Origin of the sequence: Magnetospirillum sp. SS-4, from assembly GCF_902729425.1 — a bacterium.
In the GTDB taxonomy this organism is placed as follows: Bacteria; Pseudomonadota; Alphaproteobacteria; order Rhodospirillales; family Magnetospirillaceae; genus Phaeospirillum.
On the sequence record NZ_CACVCH010000081.1, the window covers coordinates 168,450 to 187,008 of the forward strand.

The window sequence follows — 18,559 nt, forward strand, 5'->3', positions numbered from 1 at the left end:
ATTCTCGCGATGGCACAGATGATCGATCTTACCCCGGACGCCCCCTGGCGCGAGCTGCGCTCCTCGCCCGAGGATTGGGCGGCGCTCGGCCGTGACGAATTGCTGCGCATGCTGGGCCACCTGCATGTGGTTCGCGCCTTCGAGGAAACCGTCCTTCAACTGGAGGGCGAGGGGCTGGTCCATGGTCCGGCCCATTCCAGCATCGGCCAGGAAGGCGGCGCGGTCGGCGTCTGCGCCCTGCTGAACAGTCCGGATCTCATCACCGGGTCTCACCGGGGCCATCACCAGTTCCTCGCCAAGGGGCTGCGGCATCTTGATCGGACGGGGGCCGATCCGTGTCATGATCCACTGTCCGGCGAGGTGATGACCTTCCTGCATCGCTCGCTGGCCGAGATCATGGGGTTGTCCGCCGGCTTCTGCAAGGGGCGCGGCGGCTCGATGCATCTGCGCTGGGCCGAGGCCGGCGCCCAGGGCACCAACGCCATCGTCGGCGGCGGCGTGCCGCTGGCGGCCGGGCTGGCCTGGGCCAGGCGGCGGCAGGGACGGGGCGACGTGGTGTTCAGCTTCTTCGGCGACGGCGCCGCCAATATCGGCGCGGTGCCGGAAGCCATGAACCTGGCCGCCCTGTGGCGGTTGCCCATCTGCTTCTTCATCGAGAACAATTCCTATGCCGTCTCGACCACCCTGGCGGAGGCGACGCGGGAACCCCGCCTGTCGTCGCGGGGGCCGGCCTTCGGCATTCCGTCGTTCCGGGTGGACGGCATGGACCCGGTGGCGGTGCGCCTCGCCGCCGGGGAGGCCTTGAAGATCATGCGGGCCGACGAGGGACCGACGGTGATCGAGGCCGATGTCTACCGTTACTTCCATCACAGCGGCGGCCTGCCCGGCAGCGCCTTCGGCTACCGCGCCAAGGACGAGGAGGCGGCGTGGCGCCAGCGCGATCCCCTGGTCCGGATGGCGGCCGAAATGATCGAGCGCAAATGGCTGTCGGCCGACCAGGATCAGGCGATCTGCGCCAATGCCCAGACGGCCATGAGCCATGCGGCGGCGCGCCTGACCGAGCCGGACGGCAACAAGCGCCGCATCGTTGCCTCGCTGTGGCCCAAGCCGGAATTCCGCGACCACGGATTGCGCGGCGACCTGTCCGAGTTCGCCGGCGTCCGGTTCGAGGAACTGGAGACCGCCACCGGCCCGGTGGGCGAGGTCAGGTTCATCGATGCGGTCGCCGCCGTGATGACGCGGCGCATGGAGACCGACGAGCGCATCGTCGTCCTGGGCGAGGACATCCACCGCCTGAAGGGCGGCACCAATGGCGCCACCAAGGGCCTGTTCGACCGCTTTCCCGGCCGCATCGTTCCCACCCCGATCTCGGAACAGGGCTTCGTCGGCGTGGGCGGCGGCATCGCCATGGACGGAACCTACCGGCCGGTGATCGAGCTGATGTACGCCGATTTCGCCCTGGTCGCCGCCGACCAGCTGTTCAACCAGATCGCCAAGGTGCGGCACATGTTCGGCGGCGACGCCCCCATGCCGCTGGTGCTGCGCAGCAAGTGCGCCATCGGCACCGGCTACGGCTCGCAGCATTCCATGGACCCGGCCGGGCTTTACGCCGCCTGGCCGGGCTGGCGGATCGTGGCCCCATCCACCCCCTTCGACTATGTCGGCCTGATGAACAGCGCGCTTTTGTGCGAGGACCCGGTGCTGGTGATCGAGCATGTGGGCCTATACAGCTCGACCGGCCCGGGGCCATCCGCGGATTTCGACTATTTCATTCCGCTGGGCAAGGCCAAGGTGGTGCGCCCCGGTTCCCGCCTGACGGTGCTGACCTATCTGGCGATGACGCCGCTGGCGGTGACGGTGGCCGACGAAGCCGGGCTGGACATCGAGGTGGTGGACCTGCGCTCTCTGGATCGCGCCGGCCTCGATTGGGACACCATCGGCGCTTCCATCCGCAAGACCAACAACGTGGTGGTGCTGGAGCAGGGCGGGCTGACGGTTTCCTATGGCGCCATGGTGGCCGATGAGGTGCAGCGCCGCTTCTTCGACTGGCTGGACGCCCCGGTGGGCCGCATCCACGGCGGCGAGGCCGCGCCCTCGGTCTCCAAGGTGCTGGAACGCGCCGCCTATGTGGGCGAGGAGGAAATCCGCCAGGGCTTCGCCCGCGCCCTGGCCGAGACCGGCCTGACGCTGGCGGCGGAATAGGGGAGGGAAGCATGAGCCTGCCCGGCCTGAAGGGGACCGACCATATCGGCTTCACCGTTCCCGACCTGGACGAGGCGGTGGCGTTCTTCGTCGACGTCATCGGCTGCGAGCCGTTCTACGAACTGGGGCCGTTCCGCTCCGACGGCGACTGGATGGCTACCCATCTCGATGTTCATCCCAGGGCGGTGATGAAACGCCTGAAGTTCCTGCGCTGCCGCAACGGCTCCAACTTCGAGCTGTTCGAGTACGACTCGCCCGATCAGAACCGGGCGCAGCCCCGCAACAGCGACATCGGCGGCCACCATCTGGCCTTCTATGTCGACGACATGGATGTCGCGGTGGCCTATCTGAGGTCGCAAGGGGTGCGCATCCTGGGCGAACCGACGGTCAGGACCAATGGTCCCAATGGCGGCCAGACCTGGGTCTATTTCCTGTCGCCCTGGGGGATGCAGCTTGAACTGGTCAGCTTTCCCAACGGCAAGGGCTACGAGCGCGAGACCACGGCGCGCCTGTGGCATCCCGCCTTTCCCGCGAATTGAGCCATATCATGCCCTCCGATTCCGATCATCGCATCGTCGCCAGTCCGCTGGCCCGGCGTATCGCCCGGGATGGCGGCGTCGACCTGAAGGCGGTCAGGGGCTCCGGCCCCCATGGCCGCGTCGTCAGGGCCGACGTGGATTCCGTCCTGTCACGGAGCGTGGACGTTTCGCCCGCACCCGCCGCCGCTGCTCCGTTCGGGCCGGCGTTCGAGGAGATTCCCAATTCCTCCATGCGCAAGGTCATCGCGCGGCGTCTGACCGAGGCCAAGGCCACCATTCCGCATTTCTACCTGTCGATCGATTGCGAGCTGGAGTCCTTGCTGAAGGTCCGGGCCGAGCTGAACGGCCGCTCCGATGCCTATAAGCTGTCGGTCAACGACTTCGTGGTCCGCGCCGTGGCGCTGGCGCTGAGGAAGGTGCCCGCCGCCAACGCCTCGTGGGGCGAGGAGGCGATCCGGCGCTATGTCGACGTCGACATCTCGGTGGCGGTGGCGACGCCTTCCGGCCTGATCACCCCCATCGTGCGCCACGCCGACCGCAAGGGGCTGGCGGGAATCTCGGGTGAGATGAAGGCGCTGGCCGTCAAGGCCCGCGACGGCAAGCTTAGACCTGAGGACTTCCAGGGCGGCGGCTTCACCATCTCGAATCTCGGCATGTACGGCGTCCGGGACTTCGCCGCCATCATCAACCCGCCCCAGGGCTGCATCCTGGCGGTCGGGGCCGGCGAGCAGCGCCCCGTGGTCAAGGCCGGCGCGCTGGCCATCGCCACGGTGATGACCTGCACCTTGTCGGTGGATCACCGGGTGGTCGACGGCGCCGTCGGGGCCGAATTCCTGGCCGCCTTCAAGGCGCTGATCGAGGACCCGCTCGCCATGCTGCTGTAGGAGACGACCATCATGATGCCCAGCCTTGACCAGCTTTTGCTCCAGCGCCGCAGCCTGCGGTCGTTCAGCGACCGCCCCATCGAGCGCGGGATTCTCGACCGGATGTTCGAGGCGGCGCGCTGGGCCTCGTCCGCCTTCAACGAACAGCCCTGGAACTACGTGGTTCTGGACGACCCGGCTTCCGACGCCCGGCTGCGCGTGCTCGCCAGCATGGAGCCGCACAACCGGTCCTGGGCGGAAAAGGCGCCGGTCATCCTCGCCTCGGTGGCCCAGTTGGGATTTCGCGGCCGGGGTGGCGTCAACCGCCACGCCTATCACGACGTCGGGCAGGCCAACGCCCATCTGGCGCTGCGGGCGGCCGAGCTTGGCCTGACCGTCCACATGATCGGCGGTTTCGACCACCGGACCGCCGCCGAGGCCCTGGGCCTGTCCGCCGCCTTCGACGTGGTGGCGCTGATGGCGGTGGCCTATCCCGGCCCGCCCGAGGTGTTGCCCGAACCCTTGCGGGTCCGGGAGGTGGCGCCCCGCATCCGTCGGGAGATCGGCGAGTTCGTCCATTTCGGTGTCTGGACGAAATAGGCGGGGAGTCAGCTTCCGGCTTCTCCCGAGAACATCGCGATGACGGCGGGCGGAATCGGCGCCGCCCTGATGCGGGCCTGTTCGGCGTCGAATACGGTCCACACCCTGGTTTCGGCGTATTCGACCGCGACGGCGTCGCCGTTGCGGACGGTGTGCTGCAACTCGAAGGCGCTGCGGTGCAAGGCCGAGAACCTGGACTCGATCACCAGTTCGTCGCCCCAGCGGGACGGCGCCTTGAACTGCGCCTTGCAGTCGACCAGGGGAATGCCGTCGATGCCGAATTGCGCGATCATGGACCTGAAGGGGATTCCCGCCCTGGCCAGCAGGGCGTGCATGGAGGAATCGAACCAGATGAAGTAATTGGGATTGAAGACGATTCCGGTGGGGTCGCAGTGTCCGAATTCGACAAGGACGGTGCGGGAGTTTGACAGCATCGGGTGAATTTTCCGTCGGTTGGGGGTGCCTGATGCTCAGGGACGGGAATCGTGGGACGAACCGGCCCGAGGCGCAAGGGAAAAGGGGCCGGACGAATGCTCGTCCGGCCAAGAGAGGATGCCGTGGCACGGCACCCCGGTGGTGGGGAGACAATATCCGGGCGTGCCGGCCAGGTTCAGGGGAACCATGGTGATCGTAACGACAGGTGAAACCGTCGATAGTTGCCAATTGTTATTTTGACGTTTTGTTTTGCAGAACGAAGGTCGGCAATCTTGATGATTGTCATGAAAATTATCGGCGTGGCTGTATCTCGATAATCAGAGCGGGCCTGATCGTTCGATTTCCGCGAACGGTATCCGACGATATTAAATCAGAGCCGGGGCAATCCCGGACATACAGTGATGCGATCATCGCTGTCGTGCCCCGAACCGCCGACACATTGCCTTTGCGATACCGAATTCCGAAGGAGGACGTTGATGACGCCTGCCGAGTTGACAGTTGAAGCGACCGATGGCGGGACGACCATCCTCAAGAGCGTCTGCCGGTCCTGTCACGGCGGATGCGGCGCGTTGCTTCATGTCCGGGGCGGGGAACTGGTCAAGGTGGAGGGCGATCCGGATTCGCCGCTGAACCGGGGGCGCCTGTGCCCCATCGGCACCGTCACCCGCGATCTGGTCTATCATCCCGACCGGCTCAAATATCCCATGCGCCGGGTGGGAAAGCGGGGCTCCGGCCAATGGGATCGCATCACCTGGGACGAGGCGCTGGACGAGATCGCCACCCGCCTGCTCGACATCAAGGCGCGCCACGGCGCCGAGGCCATCGCGCTGGGCACCGGCACCGGACGGCATCACATCCGCTGGGTGTCGCGCTTCGGCCACGCGCTCGGCACCCCCAACTGGGCCGAGCCCGGCTTCGCCCAATGCTTTCACCCCCGGGTCAACACCTGCATCCTGACCATGGGCGACTATCCGGTCTGCGACTTCACCGGCGACGTTGCCGCCGAGACCATCATGTACTGGGGCCACAACCCGGTGAATTCAGGGCCGGACGGCGAGACCCGCTTCAACGCCCGCGATTCGGCGGCGGCGGCCAAGCACATCATCGTGGTTGACCCGCGCGAGACCGAACTGGCCAAACGGGCCGAACTCTGGTTGCAGGTACGGCCCGGCGCCGACGACGCCCTGGGGCTGGCGATGTTGAACGTCATCATCGGCGAGACGCTCTACGATGCGGATTTCGTCGGCCGCTGGACTCATGGCTTCGACGACTTGGCCCGCCACGTCGTCCAGTTCAGCCCGGAATGGGCAGAGCCCATCACCTGGGTCCCGGCCGACAAGATCAGGGCGGCGGCGCGGCTGTTCGCCCAGGCTAGGCCGGCGCTGCTGGAATGGGGCTGCGCCATCGAGCATACCCCGAAATGCATCCAGACCATCCGTGCCCTGTCCATGATTCCGGTGCTGACCGGCAATATCGAGATTCCCGGCGGCTGGGTGTTCGGGATGAAGGGCATCGGCCGCTTTCCCAGCCTGATCGAGCTGCTGACCCCGGAAGCCGGCGCCAAGCGTCTGGGCGGGCAGCAGTTCAAGCTGCTGGGCGGCGAGGGCGCCGACCTGCCGGCCGCCCACATCCCGACCCTGCTCCAGGCGATGCGGGAAGGCAAGCCCTATCCGGTCAAGGCCTTCCTGGTGTTCGGCAACAACACCCTGACCACCTACGCCAATTCGTCGCTGGTCCATGAATCGCTGATGAAGCTGGACTTCATGGTCAACGCCGACCTGTTCATGACGCCGACCGCCGAACTGGCCGACATCGTCCTGCCCGCCGCGTCGTGGCCGGAACTGGACCAGATCGCCGGCCTGCCCACCATCGCCGCCAACGTGGTGCTGGGTCAGCAGAAAGCGGTCCGGGTGCACGAATGCAAGGCCGACGAGGAAATCTTCACCGAACTGGCCCGGCGCATGAACCTGCCCGGCTGCACCGAGCCGGTGCGCGACGTGCTGGATTCCCAGTTGAAGGGGCTGGGGATCACCTTCGAGGAACTGACCAAAAGGGGCTTCGTCAAGGTCCCGTTCAGGTACAGAAAGTACGAGGAGAAGGGGTTCAAGACGCCGACCGGCAAGATCGAGCTGTATTCCACCCGGCTGGAGGAAATGGGCTATGCCCCGCTGCCCTATTACGAGGAGCCGCCGGAAAGCCCGATCTCGGCCCCCGAAATCGCCAAGGACTTCCCCCTGGTCCTGACCACCGGCGGCCGCATTCCATTTTACTTCAATTCCGAACACCGCCAATTGCCCAAGCTGCGCAAGGCGCGGCGCGACCCCCAGGCCGAGATCCATCCCGACACCGCCGCCCGCTTTGGCATCGGCAACGGCGACTGGATGTGGATCGAAACCCGTCGCGGACGCATGAAGCAGAAGGCCAAGGTCACCACCGGCATCGACGCCCGCGTGATCAACGCCGAACACGCCTGGTGGTTCCCCGATGAGGAGGGGCCGGAATACGGGGTGTGGAAATCCAACGTCAACATGCTGACCAACAGCGAGCCACCCTACGACCCGGCCATGGGCACCTATCAGCTCCGCGCATTGCTGTGTCGAATCGGTAAGGTGGAATAACCACTAAAACGGGAGGTAAGGGACATGTATCGGATATTCTGGAGGACGGCGCGGGCCGCGCTGATGGGCGGGGTCGGGCTGGCGGCGGCGGCGTTGCCCGTCGGCGCGGAAAACGTGAAGGTCGGGGTGATCCTGACCTATTCCGGCCGGGACGCCGCCCTGGGCGAGCAGATTGACCGGGCCATCAACCTGTATGTGAAGCTGCACGGCGCCGACCTGCCGGCGGGAACCACCGTCGAGCTGGTCCGGCGCGACGATACCGGCCCCAACCCGGACGTGGCGAAGCGGCTGGCCCAGGAGCTGATCCTGCGCGAGAAGGTCCAGATGTTGACCGGCGGCCAGTGGACGCCCAACGCCACGGCGGTGGCCGCGCTTTCGAAGGAAGCCAAGGTCCCCTTCGTGGTGATGACCGCCGGCGGCTCGGCGGTGACCGAGCAATCGCCCTACGTGATCCGCACCGGCTGGACCTTGTGGCAGACCAGCTATCCCCTGGGCCAATGGGCGGGCAAGCAGGGGATGAAGAAGGCCTATACCGTGGTGAGCGACTTCGCGCCCGGCCATGATGGTGAACAGGCCTTCATCAAGGGCTTCACCGAGAATGGCGGCGACGTCGTCGGATCGGTCCGCATTCCCCTCAAGACCAGCGACTACCTGCCTTATCTCCAGAAGGTCAAGGAAGCCAATCCCGAAACCATCTACGTGTTCAATCCGGGCGGCCCCCAGGCCACCGCCTTCATGAAGGCGTTCGACGACATCGGACTGACCAGGTCCAAGGTCAGGATCATCGGGCCGGGGGACATCACCAGCGATGACGAGCTTCCCAACATGGGCAAGGCGGCGCTGGGCGTCACCACCTTGCTTCAGTATTCCCCCTCGGGCGACCGGCCCGAGAACAAGGAATTCGTCGCCGCCTGGAAGAAGGAATACGGCGAGGCGGCGGTTCCGACCTTCTTCGCCGTGGCCGGATGGGACGGCATGAAGGCGGTGTTCGACGCCATCATCGCCCAGAAGGGCAGGATCGATCCCGACAAGACCATGGCGTTCCTGTCCAACTGGTCCAATCCCAAGAGCCCGCGCGGCCCGATCAAGATCGATCCGGCCACCCGCGACATCGTCCAGAACCAGTATATCCGCAGGGTCGAGGATGTCGGCGGCAAGCTGGTCAACATCGAGACCGATACCATTCCCCAGGTCGCCGACCCGTGGAAGGCCATGAAGAAGTAGGACATGTCGTTCCGGGGGCGGCCTTGACCGCCGCTCCCGAGAGCGGTGACGGGTGGGGGATGGCCGAAGCGTTCGGGGCGACCGGAGTGGTTCAGATCGCCCGGATTTCCGACAGGAAACCCTCCACCTCGGCCCGGATCATCTCCGAACGGTTCGAAACGTCGCCGGCCGCTTGCAGAACCTGGGTGGCGGCGGCGCCGGTCTGGTTGGCCCCGTGCGAGACCTCGACGATATTGCGGTTGACGTCCTCGACCCCCTGGGCCGCCTGCTGGACGTTGCGGCTGATCTCGGCGGTGGCGGCGCTCTGTTCCTCCACCGCCGAGGCGATGGCGGTGGAAATGCCGTTGATTTCGCGGATGGTGCCTCCGATGTGGCGGATCGCGTCGACCGAATCGCGGGTCGCTTCCTGGATGGCCTTGATGTGGTCGCCGATCTCGCTGGTCGCCTTGACGGTCTGGTTGGCCAATTGCTTGACCTCGTTGGCGACTACGGCGAAGCCCTTGCCGGCCTCGCCGGCGCGGGCCGCCTCGATGGTGGCGTTCAGCGCCAGCAGGTTGGTCTGGGACGCGATGTCGTTGATCAGGCTGACCACCTCGCCGATCTTCTGCGCGGCCTGGGACAGTCCGGCCACGGTGGCGTCGGTCTGGTCGGCCTCGCGGACGGCGTCGGCCGACATATGGGCCGAATGGCTGACCTGGCGGGTGATCTCTCCCACCGAGGCGGCCAGTTCCTCCACCGCCGACGCGACGGTCTGGATGTTGGTGCTGGTCTGCTCGGAGGCGGCGGCGACGGTGGTGGAGCGGTCGGTGGTGTCGCCGGCCACCCGCGTCATCTCGTGGGCGGTGGCGACCAGTTCGGTGGCGGACGAGGCCAGGACGCCGACGTATTGGGAGACCTTCCGGTCGAAGGTGTGGGTCAGATCCTCGCGGCGGTGGACGCGGGTCTCGTTGAAGGCCCGTTCCAGCGCCTGTTCCGCTTGCAAGGTGTCGTTGGTGAGCAGCGCGGAGCGGAACACCATGATGGTCCGCGCCATGTCGCCGATCTCGTCCTTGCGGTCGATTCCCTGGACCTCGGCATCCTTCTCGCCCTGGCCGATGCGGTGGATCGTCCCGGCCAGGGCCAGGAAGGGACCGACCACGCTGCGGATGATGACGACGGTCAGGGTCAGCGCCAGGCCGATCAGCGCCGCCATGATGGTGGCGATCACCGTCAGATCGCGCTTGGCGGCCGAACCGATGCTGGTGGCGGTGGCGACAAGATCGGCGGCGGCATCGTTTTCCAGCGACTTGAGGACGGTGAGGCGGCTGGTGGCCGCGTCGAACCACTTCTTCGCGTCGACCGCTCCCGGGGGCAGGTCGAGCTTGGCGGAGTTGCGCAAGTCCTCGAAGCCGGACATCGAGGGATTTTGGAGGACGTCCTTGAATTTCTTCTGATGCGCCGGCTCGGCGAAGGTCAGGTAGGTGCTGAAATAGGCGCGTTCCTGGGCGCTGCGTTCGACGAACCGCCTGTAGCGAATTTCAGAGAAGCTTTCGGCGAAGCCGACGACGCCCACCGCCCGTTCCTGTCCCGCCCGCTCCTTGCCCTGGGCGAGGCTGAGATAGGCGGTCAGCCGATTGGTCACCCGCGCGCTTTCCAGTCCACGGGCGACTTCCCCCAATCCGTCGAGAAGGTTGGTGATGGCGGTGGAATAACCCTCGACGATGTCCGGCGTATTCATCGACTTGTCGCGCGCGGCGGCGCGAAGACGGTCGATTTCGGCCAGGACCTTGGCCGTGTTTCCCATCGCCTCCACGGTTACCACCGCCCGCAGCCTGTCGGCCTTTTCGTGCTGCCCCGGCAAGGTGGACTGGGCCAGCGCGTCGCCGGACAGCGCCAGGGCGGTCAGGCCGCGTTCGTGCTGCAACTCGTGAACCAGGTTGCCGGTGTTGACGGCATGGGCGGCGAGGGCGTGCACGTGCTCCATCTCCTTGACCACGCCGTACTTGCCGTGGATCAGGAGGACGGTGACGCAGATGGCGAGGACCGTCGGAATCAAGGCGGCGGTCAGGATGCGGGTGCGGACCCTGAAACCGGCCAGGAACAGGTCGACCCGGGCCGCGATGCCGGACCCGGCGGTGGCCTTGGCCATTCCGGCCGCCCGGTAGGCGGCGCGCAGCTGGAGATCCTGGCCGAGGACGTGATCGAGGAACCAGCGGGTCAGGAAGGCGGCGGCCGCCTCCACCACCGGGGGCGAGGTGTCGCGCCTCAGTTTCTCGGTCAGTTGCCCGATGTTGTCCCTGATCTTGCGGTTCTCCTGGATGTGCCGGTCCAGGCCGGGGAAGTTGATCTTGCGCATCGCCGCTTCCTCGCGGGCGCAATGCTGCTCGAAATAGCTGCCCACCTGGGTCATGAATCCGGGGGCCTCGGCCAGCCGTCCGGCCGCCAGCGCCGCCCCCAGGTCGTTGATCATGTCGCAGAACTTGCGATGGTCGGCATCCACGAAGTCCACGCCGATCTCGTAGACGGGTTTCCACTGGATCACCATTCCGATCTCCTGCTGCTGACGCGACCGCCGGACCTAGAACAGGCAGTCGGCGACGGATTCCCCGGACTGTCGAAGCCATTGATCCGCACGATGATCGCGATGTCGTCATCCTTGTTCTCATCCATCATGGCATCCGCCACGATCCCCAGGGAGCATCCCTCCGACGCCGACTCGATCAGGACGGTGACCCGCATGGGGCAAAGCTTGCACTGGCGGTGGCAGAGAGCCATGGGGAACGATCCTTAAGCGGGGGGGCCTGGCGTCGTCGGCTGGCGCGGCGTCAAAGCCGGTTGGACTTGTTCCAACCATAGCGAAGGTTTGTTTGGGGACTATTTGCTTCCACTCCGCTCCCCAATAATTTCCAAACAAACCTGTGCGCTAATGTGTCCGGAGAATGGGACGCCAGACAAGCGGGTGGGTGCCATGATTGCCACGGGAAGCGCTCCGGCCACCAATATCCAGGCTTTAGGGAACGGCACGGTCCTGGTGGCCGGCCACGCCGACGTCGCCGCCGCCCTGAGGCGCCGGGGGGTCCGCGTGGCGGAGGCGACGTGTTTCCGCGGTGCGGCCGAAAGCCTGTGGGCGGACCCCGCCATCTCGATCATCGCGGCGTCGGCCGACCTGCCGGGCGGTGGCGGCGGACGGCTGGTCGACACGGCCCGTTCGGCGCTGGGACGCGACATCGAGGCGGTGCTCCTGTCGCCGTCGGCGGTCGAGCCCGAGGCCGTCTTCGCGGTGATGAAGGCGGTGCGTCGGCAGGCCCCCCCGCCCGGGGAGGAGACGCCTTCCGCCGGAACCGGCGGGGAGGTGGAGAAGCTGTTCGAATGCCTGGCGGTGGCGGCGGAACACAAGGATAATGAGACCGGCCGCCACAACCGGCGCATCGGCTGCTATACCGGGGTCCTGGCGAAGGCGCTGCGCTGGCGGCCGGAGCAATGCCGGACCATCGAATTGGCGGCCTCGCTGCACGACATCGGCAAGATCGGCATTCCGGATGATATCTTGTTCAAGCGCAGCCCGCTTACTCCGGACGAGCGAATCCGAATGGAACACCACACCATCGCCGGTTACCAGATATTGTCGGCGGCCAGCAGCCCGGTCCTCGGCTGCGCCGCCAACATAGCCCGGCATCACCACGAACGCTGGTGCGGCGGCGGTTATCCGTTCGGCCTGCGCGGCGCCATGATTCCGATCGAGGCCAGGATCGTCGCCGTCTGCGACGTCTACGACGCCTTGCGTTCCGCCCGTCCCTATAAATCCGGCCTGACCCATGCCGAGGCGCTGCGGGCCATGCTGAAGGGGGACGAGCGGACCTCGGCCGATCATTTCGATCCTGATGTGCTGGAGGCGTTCCAGAAGGTCGAACCGTCGTTCGACGGTATCTTCACCATGATGATGGGGGATTGAGACGTGCCGGCGCCGGACGGTTCCGGCCCCCGTTCATGGTTCGCGAGCCGCCGGCTGGGAGTCTATTCCCTGATTCCGCTGATGGTTCTGGCCGGCGCCATCATCATCGCGCTGCTGCTTTGGTACCGGGAAAACATGAACGCCGACCTCAACGAGCAGGCGGCGTTCGAGCATCAGGCCAGCCGCATCCAATCCATCATTTCCGCCAGGATCGGGCGCACCGAGGACCTGCTGCGCGCCGCCGCCGCCGAGTTCAGCGATCCCCAGGGCATTTCCGGCCTGCGCTGGAGCCATTTCGTCGAGGCGATCAACATCAAGCGGAACTATCCCGGCATCGTCGGACTGGGCTACGTGTCCCATGTCCGGCGCAACGACCTGCCCCGGTTCATCGCGTCGCGGCAAATGGAGGTCACCGGATTCTCGGTGTTTCCGTCGGGCGAGCGCGAGAGCTACATGGTCAACACCTATCTCGAACCGATGGCGCCCCTGTCCAAGGCGGTGGGGTACGACGTCGGCAGCGAGCCGACGCGGCGCCAGGCCCTGGAACGGGCACGCGACGAGGCCCGGCTGGCGGTGACGCCGAAGCTGACGCTTCTTACCAGCGGCAATCTTCTGATGTATCTGCCGATCTATCGCTATGGCAAGCCGGCCGGCACCGTTGACGAGCGCCGCGCCGCCATCCAGGGGTGGGCCGTCATCTCGATCACGGTGTCCGACGTGATGGCCGACATCATCGCCCCCGGCGAGCCGATCGATCTTGAAATCTTCGACGGCGAGCCAAGCCGCGAGACCTTGCTGCTGGACACCGACGGCAGCTGGTCCGGGACGGATGCCCAGACCTCGCGGCCACGCGAGGTCTGGTTCCAGATCGACGTCGGCGGCCGGGTCTGGAAGGTCTACGTCGCGTCGACCTCGCCGCCGCCGACGCTCCTCAATCCGTCCAACGTGATCCTGGCGGCCGGATGCCTGCTGGCCTTCGTCCTGTGGGGCGTCATCCAACTGCTGATAGCCCGCCAGCTGAGGGCCGAGAACAACGCCATGGCGGTTTCCATGGCGCTCAGGGAGAACGAGGAGCGGCTTCGTCTGGTGCTGGAGAACAGCAACGACGCCTTCTGGGATTGGGACCTGATCAACGACCGGATCTTCTTCGGCCCTCATATCGTCGCCATTCTCGGTTATGACAACGGGGAAATGTCGTCCGAGACGATCAGCCTGCGCGAGTTTCTCCATCCGGACGACGCCGCGGGCGTCAGGCAACGCTATCTCGGCCTTTTCAAGGGGGACGGCGTCCGGATCGAGCATGAATTCCGCCTGAAGGAGAAGGGCGGGGGCTGGCGCTGGTTCCGCGAGGTGGCCGCCGTGATAAGCCGCGACAACGGCAGGGTGACCCGGATGGTCGGCACCATCACCGACGCCAGCCAGCGGCGGAAGGCCGAGGACGTGTTGCGCCTGCTGTCCACCGTGGTCGAGAACAGCCCCCTGGCCGTGATCATCACCGATGCCGCCGGGCGGATCGAATACGTCAATCCCCGCGTCGTCACCCTGACCGGCTACAACGCCGACGAAATCCTGGGACAACGGCCGTCCATCATCAAATCCGGATTTACGCCGGAATCGACCTACAACGCCCTGTGGCAGGCCATCACCGCCGGCAAGGAATGGCAGGGCGAACTGCTCAATCGCAAGAAGAACGGCGAATTGTACTGGGAGGACATCACCATCACGCCGGTGCGCGACAGCAATGGCGCCACCTTCTTTGTCGCGATCAAGGAGGACGTGACCGAACGCCGGCGGATCGAGGACGAGATGCGGGAACTGCTCAAGCTTCCCGATCAGAGCCCGGACCCCATCTTGCGATTGGGAGGCGACGGCGAAATCCTTTACGCGAACGGCCCCGCCCGCGAATTGCTGGACACCCGTCCCGCCATGCCGATGGAGTGGCGGGAAAGCCTGCGGGCATGTCTGTCTGGGGAGGCGTCGAAGGAGATGGAGCTGAAGCTCCAGGATCGCTATTTCAGCTTTCTGTTCGTGCCTGTCGCCGCCTCGGGCTACGTCAATGTCTACGGTCACGACATCACCACGCGCCACAGGGCGGAGGAACGCCTGCGGCAGGGCCAGAAGATGGAGGCCATCGGTACCCTGGCGGGAGGAATCGCCCACGATTTCAACAATATCCTGACCAGCATCCTTGGCTACAACAACCTGATCCTCGGCGATGTCGCCGATTCGAGGGCGTTGGCCGACGATGTCCATCAGATTCACGTCGCGGCGACCCGGGCCAAGGATCTCGTGCGCCAGATTCTGACCTTCAGCCGCAATGCGGTGATGCCGAAGGAGCCGGTGGACGTGCCGCAGGCCATTCACGAGGCCTTCGCCCTGATCCGGGCGACCATTCCAAAGACCATAAACGTCGTGTTCGACGTGACGGCCGAGGGCGCCATCGTCCTTGGCACCGCCGTTCAGTTCCATCAGGTTCTGATCAACCTGTGCAGCAATGCCGCCGACGCGCTCGAAGGCCGGGCCGGAACCATCACCATCGCCTTGAAGCGGGATCGGGGAGGATGGCTGCGGCTTTCGGTCACCGATACCGGCTGTGGAATTCCCGATGCCATCCACAGCCGCGTCTTCGATCCGTTCTTCACGACCAAGGCCACCGGCAGGGGGACCGGCCTCGGCCTGTCGGTGGTGCATGGTATTGTCGAGGATCTTGGCGGCCGGATCATGATCGAGACGGCCGTCGACGGCGGCTCCCGCTTTGTCATCGAATTGCCCGAGGCAAATGGGCCGATGGCGCCGCCGCCGCCGGTCTCCGACGATTCGCCGTCATCTTCCTTCCATTGTGGCTCGATCCTGGTGGTCGACGACGAGACCGCCATCACCGAGATGTTGCGGCGCTTCTTCAGCCGTCAGGGACACAAGGTCAAGGCGGTCTCCTCGGGAAAGGAGGCGCTGGATCTGATCCGTGACGGGGTCCGCTTCGATCTCGTCATTTCCGACCACATGATGCCCGAGGTGACCGGCATCGAAATCGCCAACGCCATCAAGGTTTACAGCCCGTCCACTCCGGTCATCCTGTGCAGCGGCCGCGACGACAAGGTGACGCCCGAGGAACGGGACGCCGCTGGCGTGGCGGCGTTCATGGTCAAGCCGCTCAACATGATCGAATTGACCGACGCGGTGGACCGGCTGCTGGTCTGATCTATTCGGGAGGCGGCGGCACGAAGGCGTAGCCGACGCCGCGGATCGAGGCGACGACACCGTCGCCGATGCCGCATTTGCGCAGCTTTCCCCGCAAGGCATGGACGTGGTAGTCGACCATCCGTTCCCCGATGTCCTCGTCCACCTTCAGCCGGTCCAGCAGCCATTCCCGCGTCGCGGTCCGGTTCGGCCTTTCGGCCAGGGCCGTCAGCAGGCGGAATTCCATCAAGGTCAGCTTGACCACGGTCTTTTCATGCACCAGGGCGCACAGGTCCGGGTTGATGCCCCATTCCCCCACGGACAGGCATTCCCTGGGGGGAGACGCCGCTTCCGCCCGGCTTCCCAGGCGGCGGAGCAGGCTGCGGACGCGCGCCAGCAACTCGTCGGTGTCGAAGGGCTTGGTGATGTAGTCGTCGGCGCCGCTGTCGAGGCCGATGATCCGGTCGCCGATATCGCTCTTGCCGGTGACGATGATGATGCCGACCGACGGAAGGATGGAGCGGGCCCAGCGGCTGAGATCCAGGCCGCTTCCCCCCGGGAGGCCAAGATCCAGCAAGATCAGGTCCGGCGATCTGGCCTTGATGGCCGTCCGGGCGTCGGCGGCCGAGGCGACGGCCGAGACGTCGTAATCCTCGCGAGCCATGATCCGGCAAACAAGGCTGCGCACTTGCGCGTCGTCCTCGACGACGAGAATGAATGCCTGATCTGCCGTCGCCATCAAGATTGACGTCCTCGAATCGTCCACACGTCCATATATCAATCAATTACTACAAAGATGGCCTGGAATGCATCAATGGACAATCCGTAGCAATTGTTGTTTTTTCATCACGTTTCGGTTGTCGACAATGCGTGAAAGTATTTCCGGTCGTCTGAAAGGAGGTGCTTTCCAACGATATCGTGGGCGATGAAGTTGAAAAGGTCGCCGATATTCAGCTCTCCATCCGTGAACTTTCTCGCCATCTCGATGGCCTGCTCGCTCAACCCGCGATGTATCTCGGCGTGCTGTTCCAGCTCCATATAGCCGGCGGCGCGCAGAATCGCCTCCTCATCGGCGAAATGGACCAGAAGGTCGTTCAGGAGGGTATTGATCTGGGGAATGATCTCGTCCTTCGGCCGGTCCCCCATGACGGCGCCCAGAAGGGAATCCGCATGTTCGAACAGGCTCCGGTGCTGATTGTCGATGTGGGAGAGGCCGCATTCATACGCATTGTGCCAGACCAGGCGAAGGAAGGAGGAATCCAGGGATTCGGCCTGCGCGGCGTCGTTGCGGTCCGACGTGTCGGAAACCACGCGGTTGCGGCCGGCCTTCTTGGCGGCGTAGAGGGCGGCGTCGGCGCGTTCCAGCCATGTTTCCCACGATTCGTCGCGCCGGCATTCGGCGACGCCGAAGCTGGCGGTGACGCCGCCGGCCTGCGGGAACGAATGGGCCGCCATCGCGGCGCGGATGCGTTCGGCCAGCAGGCTGGCGATCATCAGGCCGCTGTTGGGCATGATGATCACGAATTCCTCTCCTCCCCAGCGGCCCAGCATGTCGGTGATCCGCATGCATCGCCGGGCGATGTCGCAGAACCCTTGAATGACGATGTCGCCGACCGCGTGGCCATGGCTGTCGTTGATGGCCTTGAAATGATCCAGGTCGATGAAGATCACCGAGACGGGGTGCCCGTAGCGGTCCAGCCTCAGGATTTCCTGCTGGGCGATCTCGCTCAGGTAGCGCCGGTTCCACGCTCCGGTCAGGGTGTCGCGCATGGCCAGCCGTTCCAGTTCCTGCTGGACGCTGGCAAGACGGGTGTTGGCTGCGGCCAGTTCCTGGTTGAGGGTCTCAAGCTCGCGGCTGCGCTCGACCAGCGCTTCCTCGGCCGCCTTGCGTTCGGATATGTCCATGACGACGCAGACCAGTCCGGCCCCGTCGCGTGGATTGTCCAGCATCCTGTTGGCGGTCAGCTGGCCCCAGAATTCGGTTCCGTCCTCGCGCCAGTAGCGCCGGACCAGATTGACGTCGGCGATGTCGCGGCTGAGATGCCGGTGCATGTTCTGCCTGGCGTCGTCGCGTTCCGCCGGATGGACCAGGCTGACGTAGTCGGCGCCGATCAACCGGTCCATGGACAGCCGGAACATTTCCGCCATCCGGCGATTGGCGTGGCAAATCCGGCCGGTGGCGTTGATGAAGAAGATGGCGACGCTGGAGGTGTCGTAGATGGTTCGAATCAGGGTTTCCCTGTTTCGCAGGGTTTCCTCGACCTGCTTGCGTTCGGTGAGATCGCGCCAGAGGGTATGGAGATAAAGCCTTTCCCCCACGGTGATGGAGGTCAGCATCACGTCCACCGGAATGGTCGAGCCGTCGGCCCGCAGGTGGACCCACTCGAATCGGTGGTATCCGTTCTCGATGGCCCGGTCGATCATCTCGGCCGCCTTGTCGGGCGAGGCGAGGCCATCGGGCTGATGGGGTGGCGAAATGTCGCTTGGACGCCGGTCGAGAAGATCGGCCTTGGAAGCGTAGCCGAGCAGCTTCAGGGCGGCGGTGTTGCAGTCAATGAAATTCCCGTTGCATAACAGCAAGACGGGGTCCCCGGCGCATTCAAATATGGTGTGGAGCAGTTCTTCACTTTCACTCCGGGCTTTCCCGGTGTGATCTCCGCCTTTGCTACCATGCTTGGCAATTTTCTTTGCCACGGCCACTCCAGAATGCGTTCCCGATAGGGATGCCACCTTTGGCGGAGACGGCAACTCTATCCGGAGTCTATTGATCTGTCGTCACTGTATTTTGCTAGGGTCGCTTTGACAATCGGCCCATGACCCTAGAACCGGGTCCTTCGGGGGCGATTCGCCCGAAAAGCCGAATCCGGCGGACGGTGCCTGCGGGGGCACCAGATAAATCTATAAAGACGATTTCTGAAACAAGTTTTATCCGTTTTTTCGAATTAAAGTCCTCGGGTAATGTCCCTCCAT

The 18,559-nt window shown here is 65.1% G+C and carries 12 protein-coding genes and 1 pseudogene; 8 read left to right on the forward strand and 5 right to left on the reverse strand.

What is annotated here, in order from left to right; translation table 11 throughout:
- Nucleotides 1-18 precede the first annotated feature (18 nt).
- From MTBSS4_RS15085 to MTBSS4_RS15100, 4 genes and pseudogenes are all read left to right on the forward strand, one after another.
- Nucleotides 19-2,202, forward strand: coding sequence for a thiamine pyrophosphate-dependent enzyme (locus MTBSS4_RS15085; protein WP_217425554.1), 2,184 nt, complete (start codon nt 19-21; stop codon nt 2,200-2,202).
- Nucleotides 2,203-2,213: 11 nt separating this feature from the next.
- The gene (locus MTBSS4_RS15090; RefSeq protein ID WP_173984226.1) at nt 2,214-2,741 is read left to right on the forward strand and encodes a VOC family protein; all 528 of its coding nucleotides are present in this window, start codon (nt 2,214-2,216) and stop codon (nt 2,739-2,741) included.
- A 29-nt stretch (nt 2,742-2,770) separates the two neighbouring features.
- Nucleotides 2,771-3,625 (forward strand): annotated as a pseudogene (locus MTBSS4_RS15095) (2-oxo acid dehydrogenase subunit E2); the annotation flags it as partial.
- Between the two features lie 12 nt (nt 3,626-3,637).
- A complete protein-coding gene (locus MTBSS4_RS15100; protein WP_173984227.1) occupies nt 3,638-4,204 on the forward strand; it encodes a nitroreductase family protein in 567 nt (188 codons plus the stop codon).
- Nucleotides 4,205-4,212: 8 nt separating this feature from the next.
- Here the strand turns inward: MTBSS4_RS15100 and MTBSS4_RS15105 are convergent, their stop codons facing one another.
- A complete protein-coding gene (locus tag MTBSS4_RS15105; RefSeq protein WP_173984228.1) occupies nt 4,213-4,638 on the reverse strand; it encodes a thioesterase family protein in 426 nt (141 codons plus the stop codon).
- A gap of 477 nt (nt 4,639-5,115) precedes the next feature.
- On the opposite strand from MTBSS4_RS15105, the gene MTBSS4_RS15110 reads away from it, so the two are divergent.
- Together MTBSS4_RS15110 and MTBSS4_RS15115 are read left to right on the forward strand one after the other, a co-directional pair.
- Nucleotides 5,116-7,257, forward strand: coding sequence for a molybdopterin-dependent oxidoreductase (locus MTBSS4_RS15110; RefSeq protein ID WP_173984229.1), 2,142 nt, complete (start codon nt 5,116-5,118; stop codon nt 7,255-7,257).
- A 24-nt stretch (nt 7,258-7,281) separates the two neighbouring features.
- Nucleotides 7,282-8,481 carry an ABC transporter substrate-binding protein gene (locus MTBSS4_RS15115; protein WP_254432579.1) on the forward strand — a complete coding sequence of 400 codons (1,200 nt, stop codon included), beginning with the start codon at nt 7,282-7,284 and terminating at the stop codon, nt 8,479-8,481.
- A gap of 91 nt (nt 8,482-8,572) precedes the next feature.
- On the opposite strand, the gene MTBSS4_RS15120 is transcribed toward MTBSS4_RS15115, so the two are convergent.
- Together MTBSS4_RS15120 and MTBSS4_RS15125 are read right to left on the reverse strand one after the other, a co-directional pair.
- Entirely contained in the window at nt 8,573-11,005 is a 2,433-nt protein-coding gene (locus tag MTBSS4_RS15120; RefSeq protein WP_173984230.1) for a nitrate- and nitrite sensing domain-containing protein, read from the reverse strand.
- Nucleotides 10,999-11,199, reverse strand: a complete 201-nt coding sequence (locus tag MTBSS4_RS15125; RefSeq protein WP_173984231.1) for a hypothetical protein — start codon at nt 11,197-11,199, stop codon at nt 10,999-11,001. Before MTBSS4_RS15125 ends, MTBSS4_RS15120 begins: the two co-directional genes overlap by 7 nt.
- Before the next feature lie 229 nt (nt 11,200-11,428).
- Between MTBSS4_RS15125 and MTBSS4_RS15130 the strand changes: the two genes are divergently transcribed.
- Both MTBSS4_RS15130 and MTBSS4_RS15135 read left to right on the forward strand, forming a co-directional pair.
- Nucleotides 11,429-12,412 carry an HD-GYP domain-containing protein gene (locus MTBSS4_RS15130; protein WP_173984232.1) on the forward strand — a complete coding sequence of 328 codons (984 nt, stop codon included), beginning with the start codon at nt 11,429-11,431 and terminating at the stop codon, nt 12,410-12,412.
- Nucleotides 12,413-12,415: 3 nt separating this feature from the next.
- Nucleotides 12,416-15,610, forward strand: a complete 3,195-nt coding sequence (locus MTBSS4_RS15135) for a CHASE domain-containing protein (RefSeq protein ID WP_173984233.1) — start codon at nt 12,416-12,418, stop codon at nt 15,608-15,610.
- Nucleotide 15,611: 1 nt separating this feature from the next.
- On the opposite strand, the gene MTBSS4_RS15140 is transcribed toward MTBSS4_RS15135, so the two are convergent.
- A complete protein-coding gene (locus MTBSS4_RS15140; RefSeq protein WP_173984234.1) occupies nt 15,612-16,328 on the reverse strand; it encodes a response regulator transcription factor in 717 nt (238 codons plus the stop codon).
- Between the two features lie 107 nt (nt 16,329-16,435).
- The gene (locus MTBSS4_RS15145; protein ID WP_368667793.1) at nt 16,436-18,319 is read right to left on the reverse strand and encodes a diguanylate cyclase; all 1,884 of its coding nucleotides are present in this window, start codon (nt 18,317-18,319) and stop codon (nt 16,436-16,438) included.
- Between the last annotated feature and the right edge of the window lie 240 nt (nt 18,320-18,559).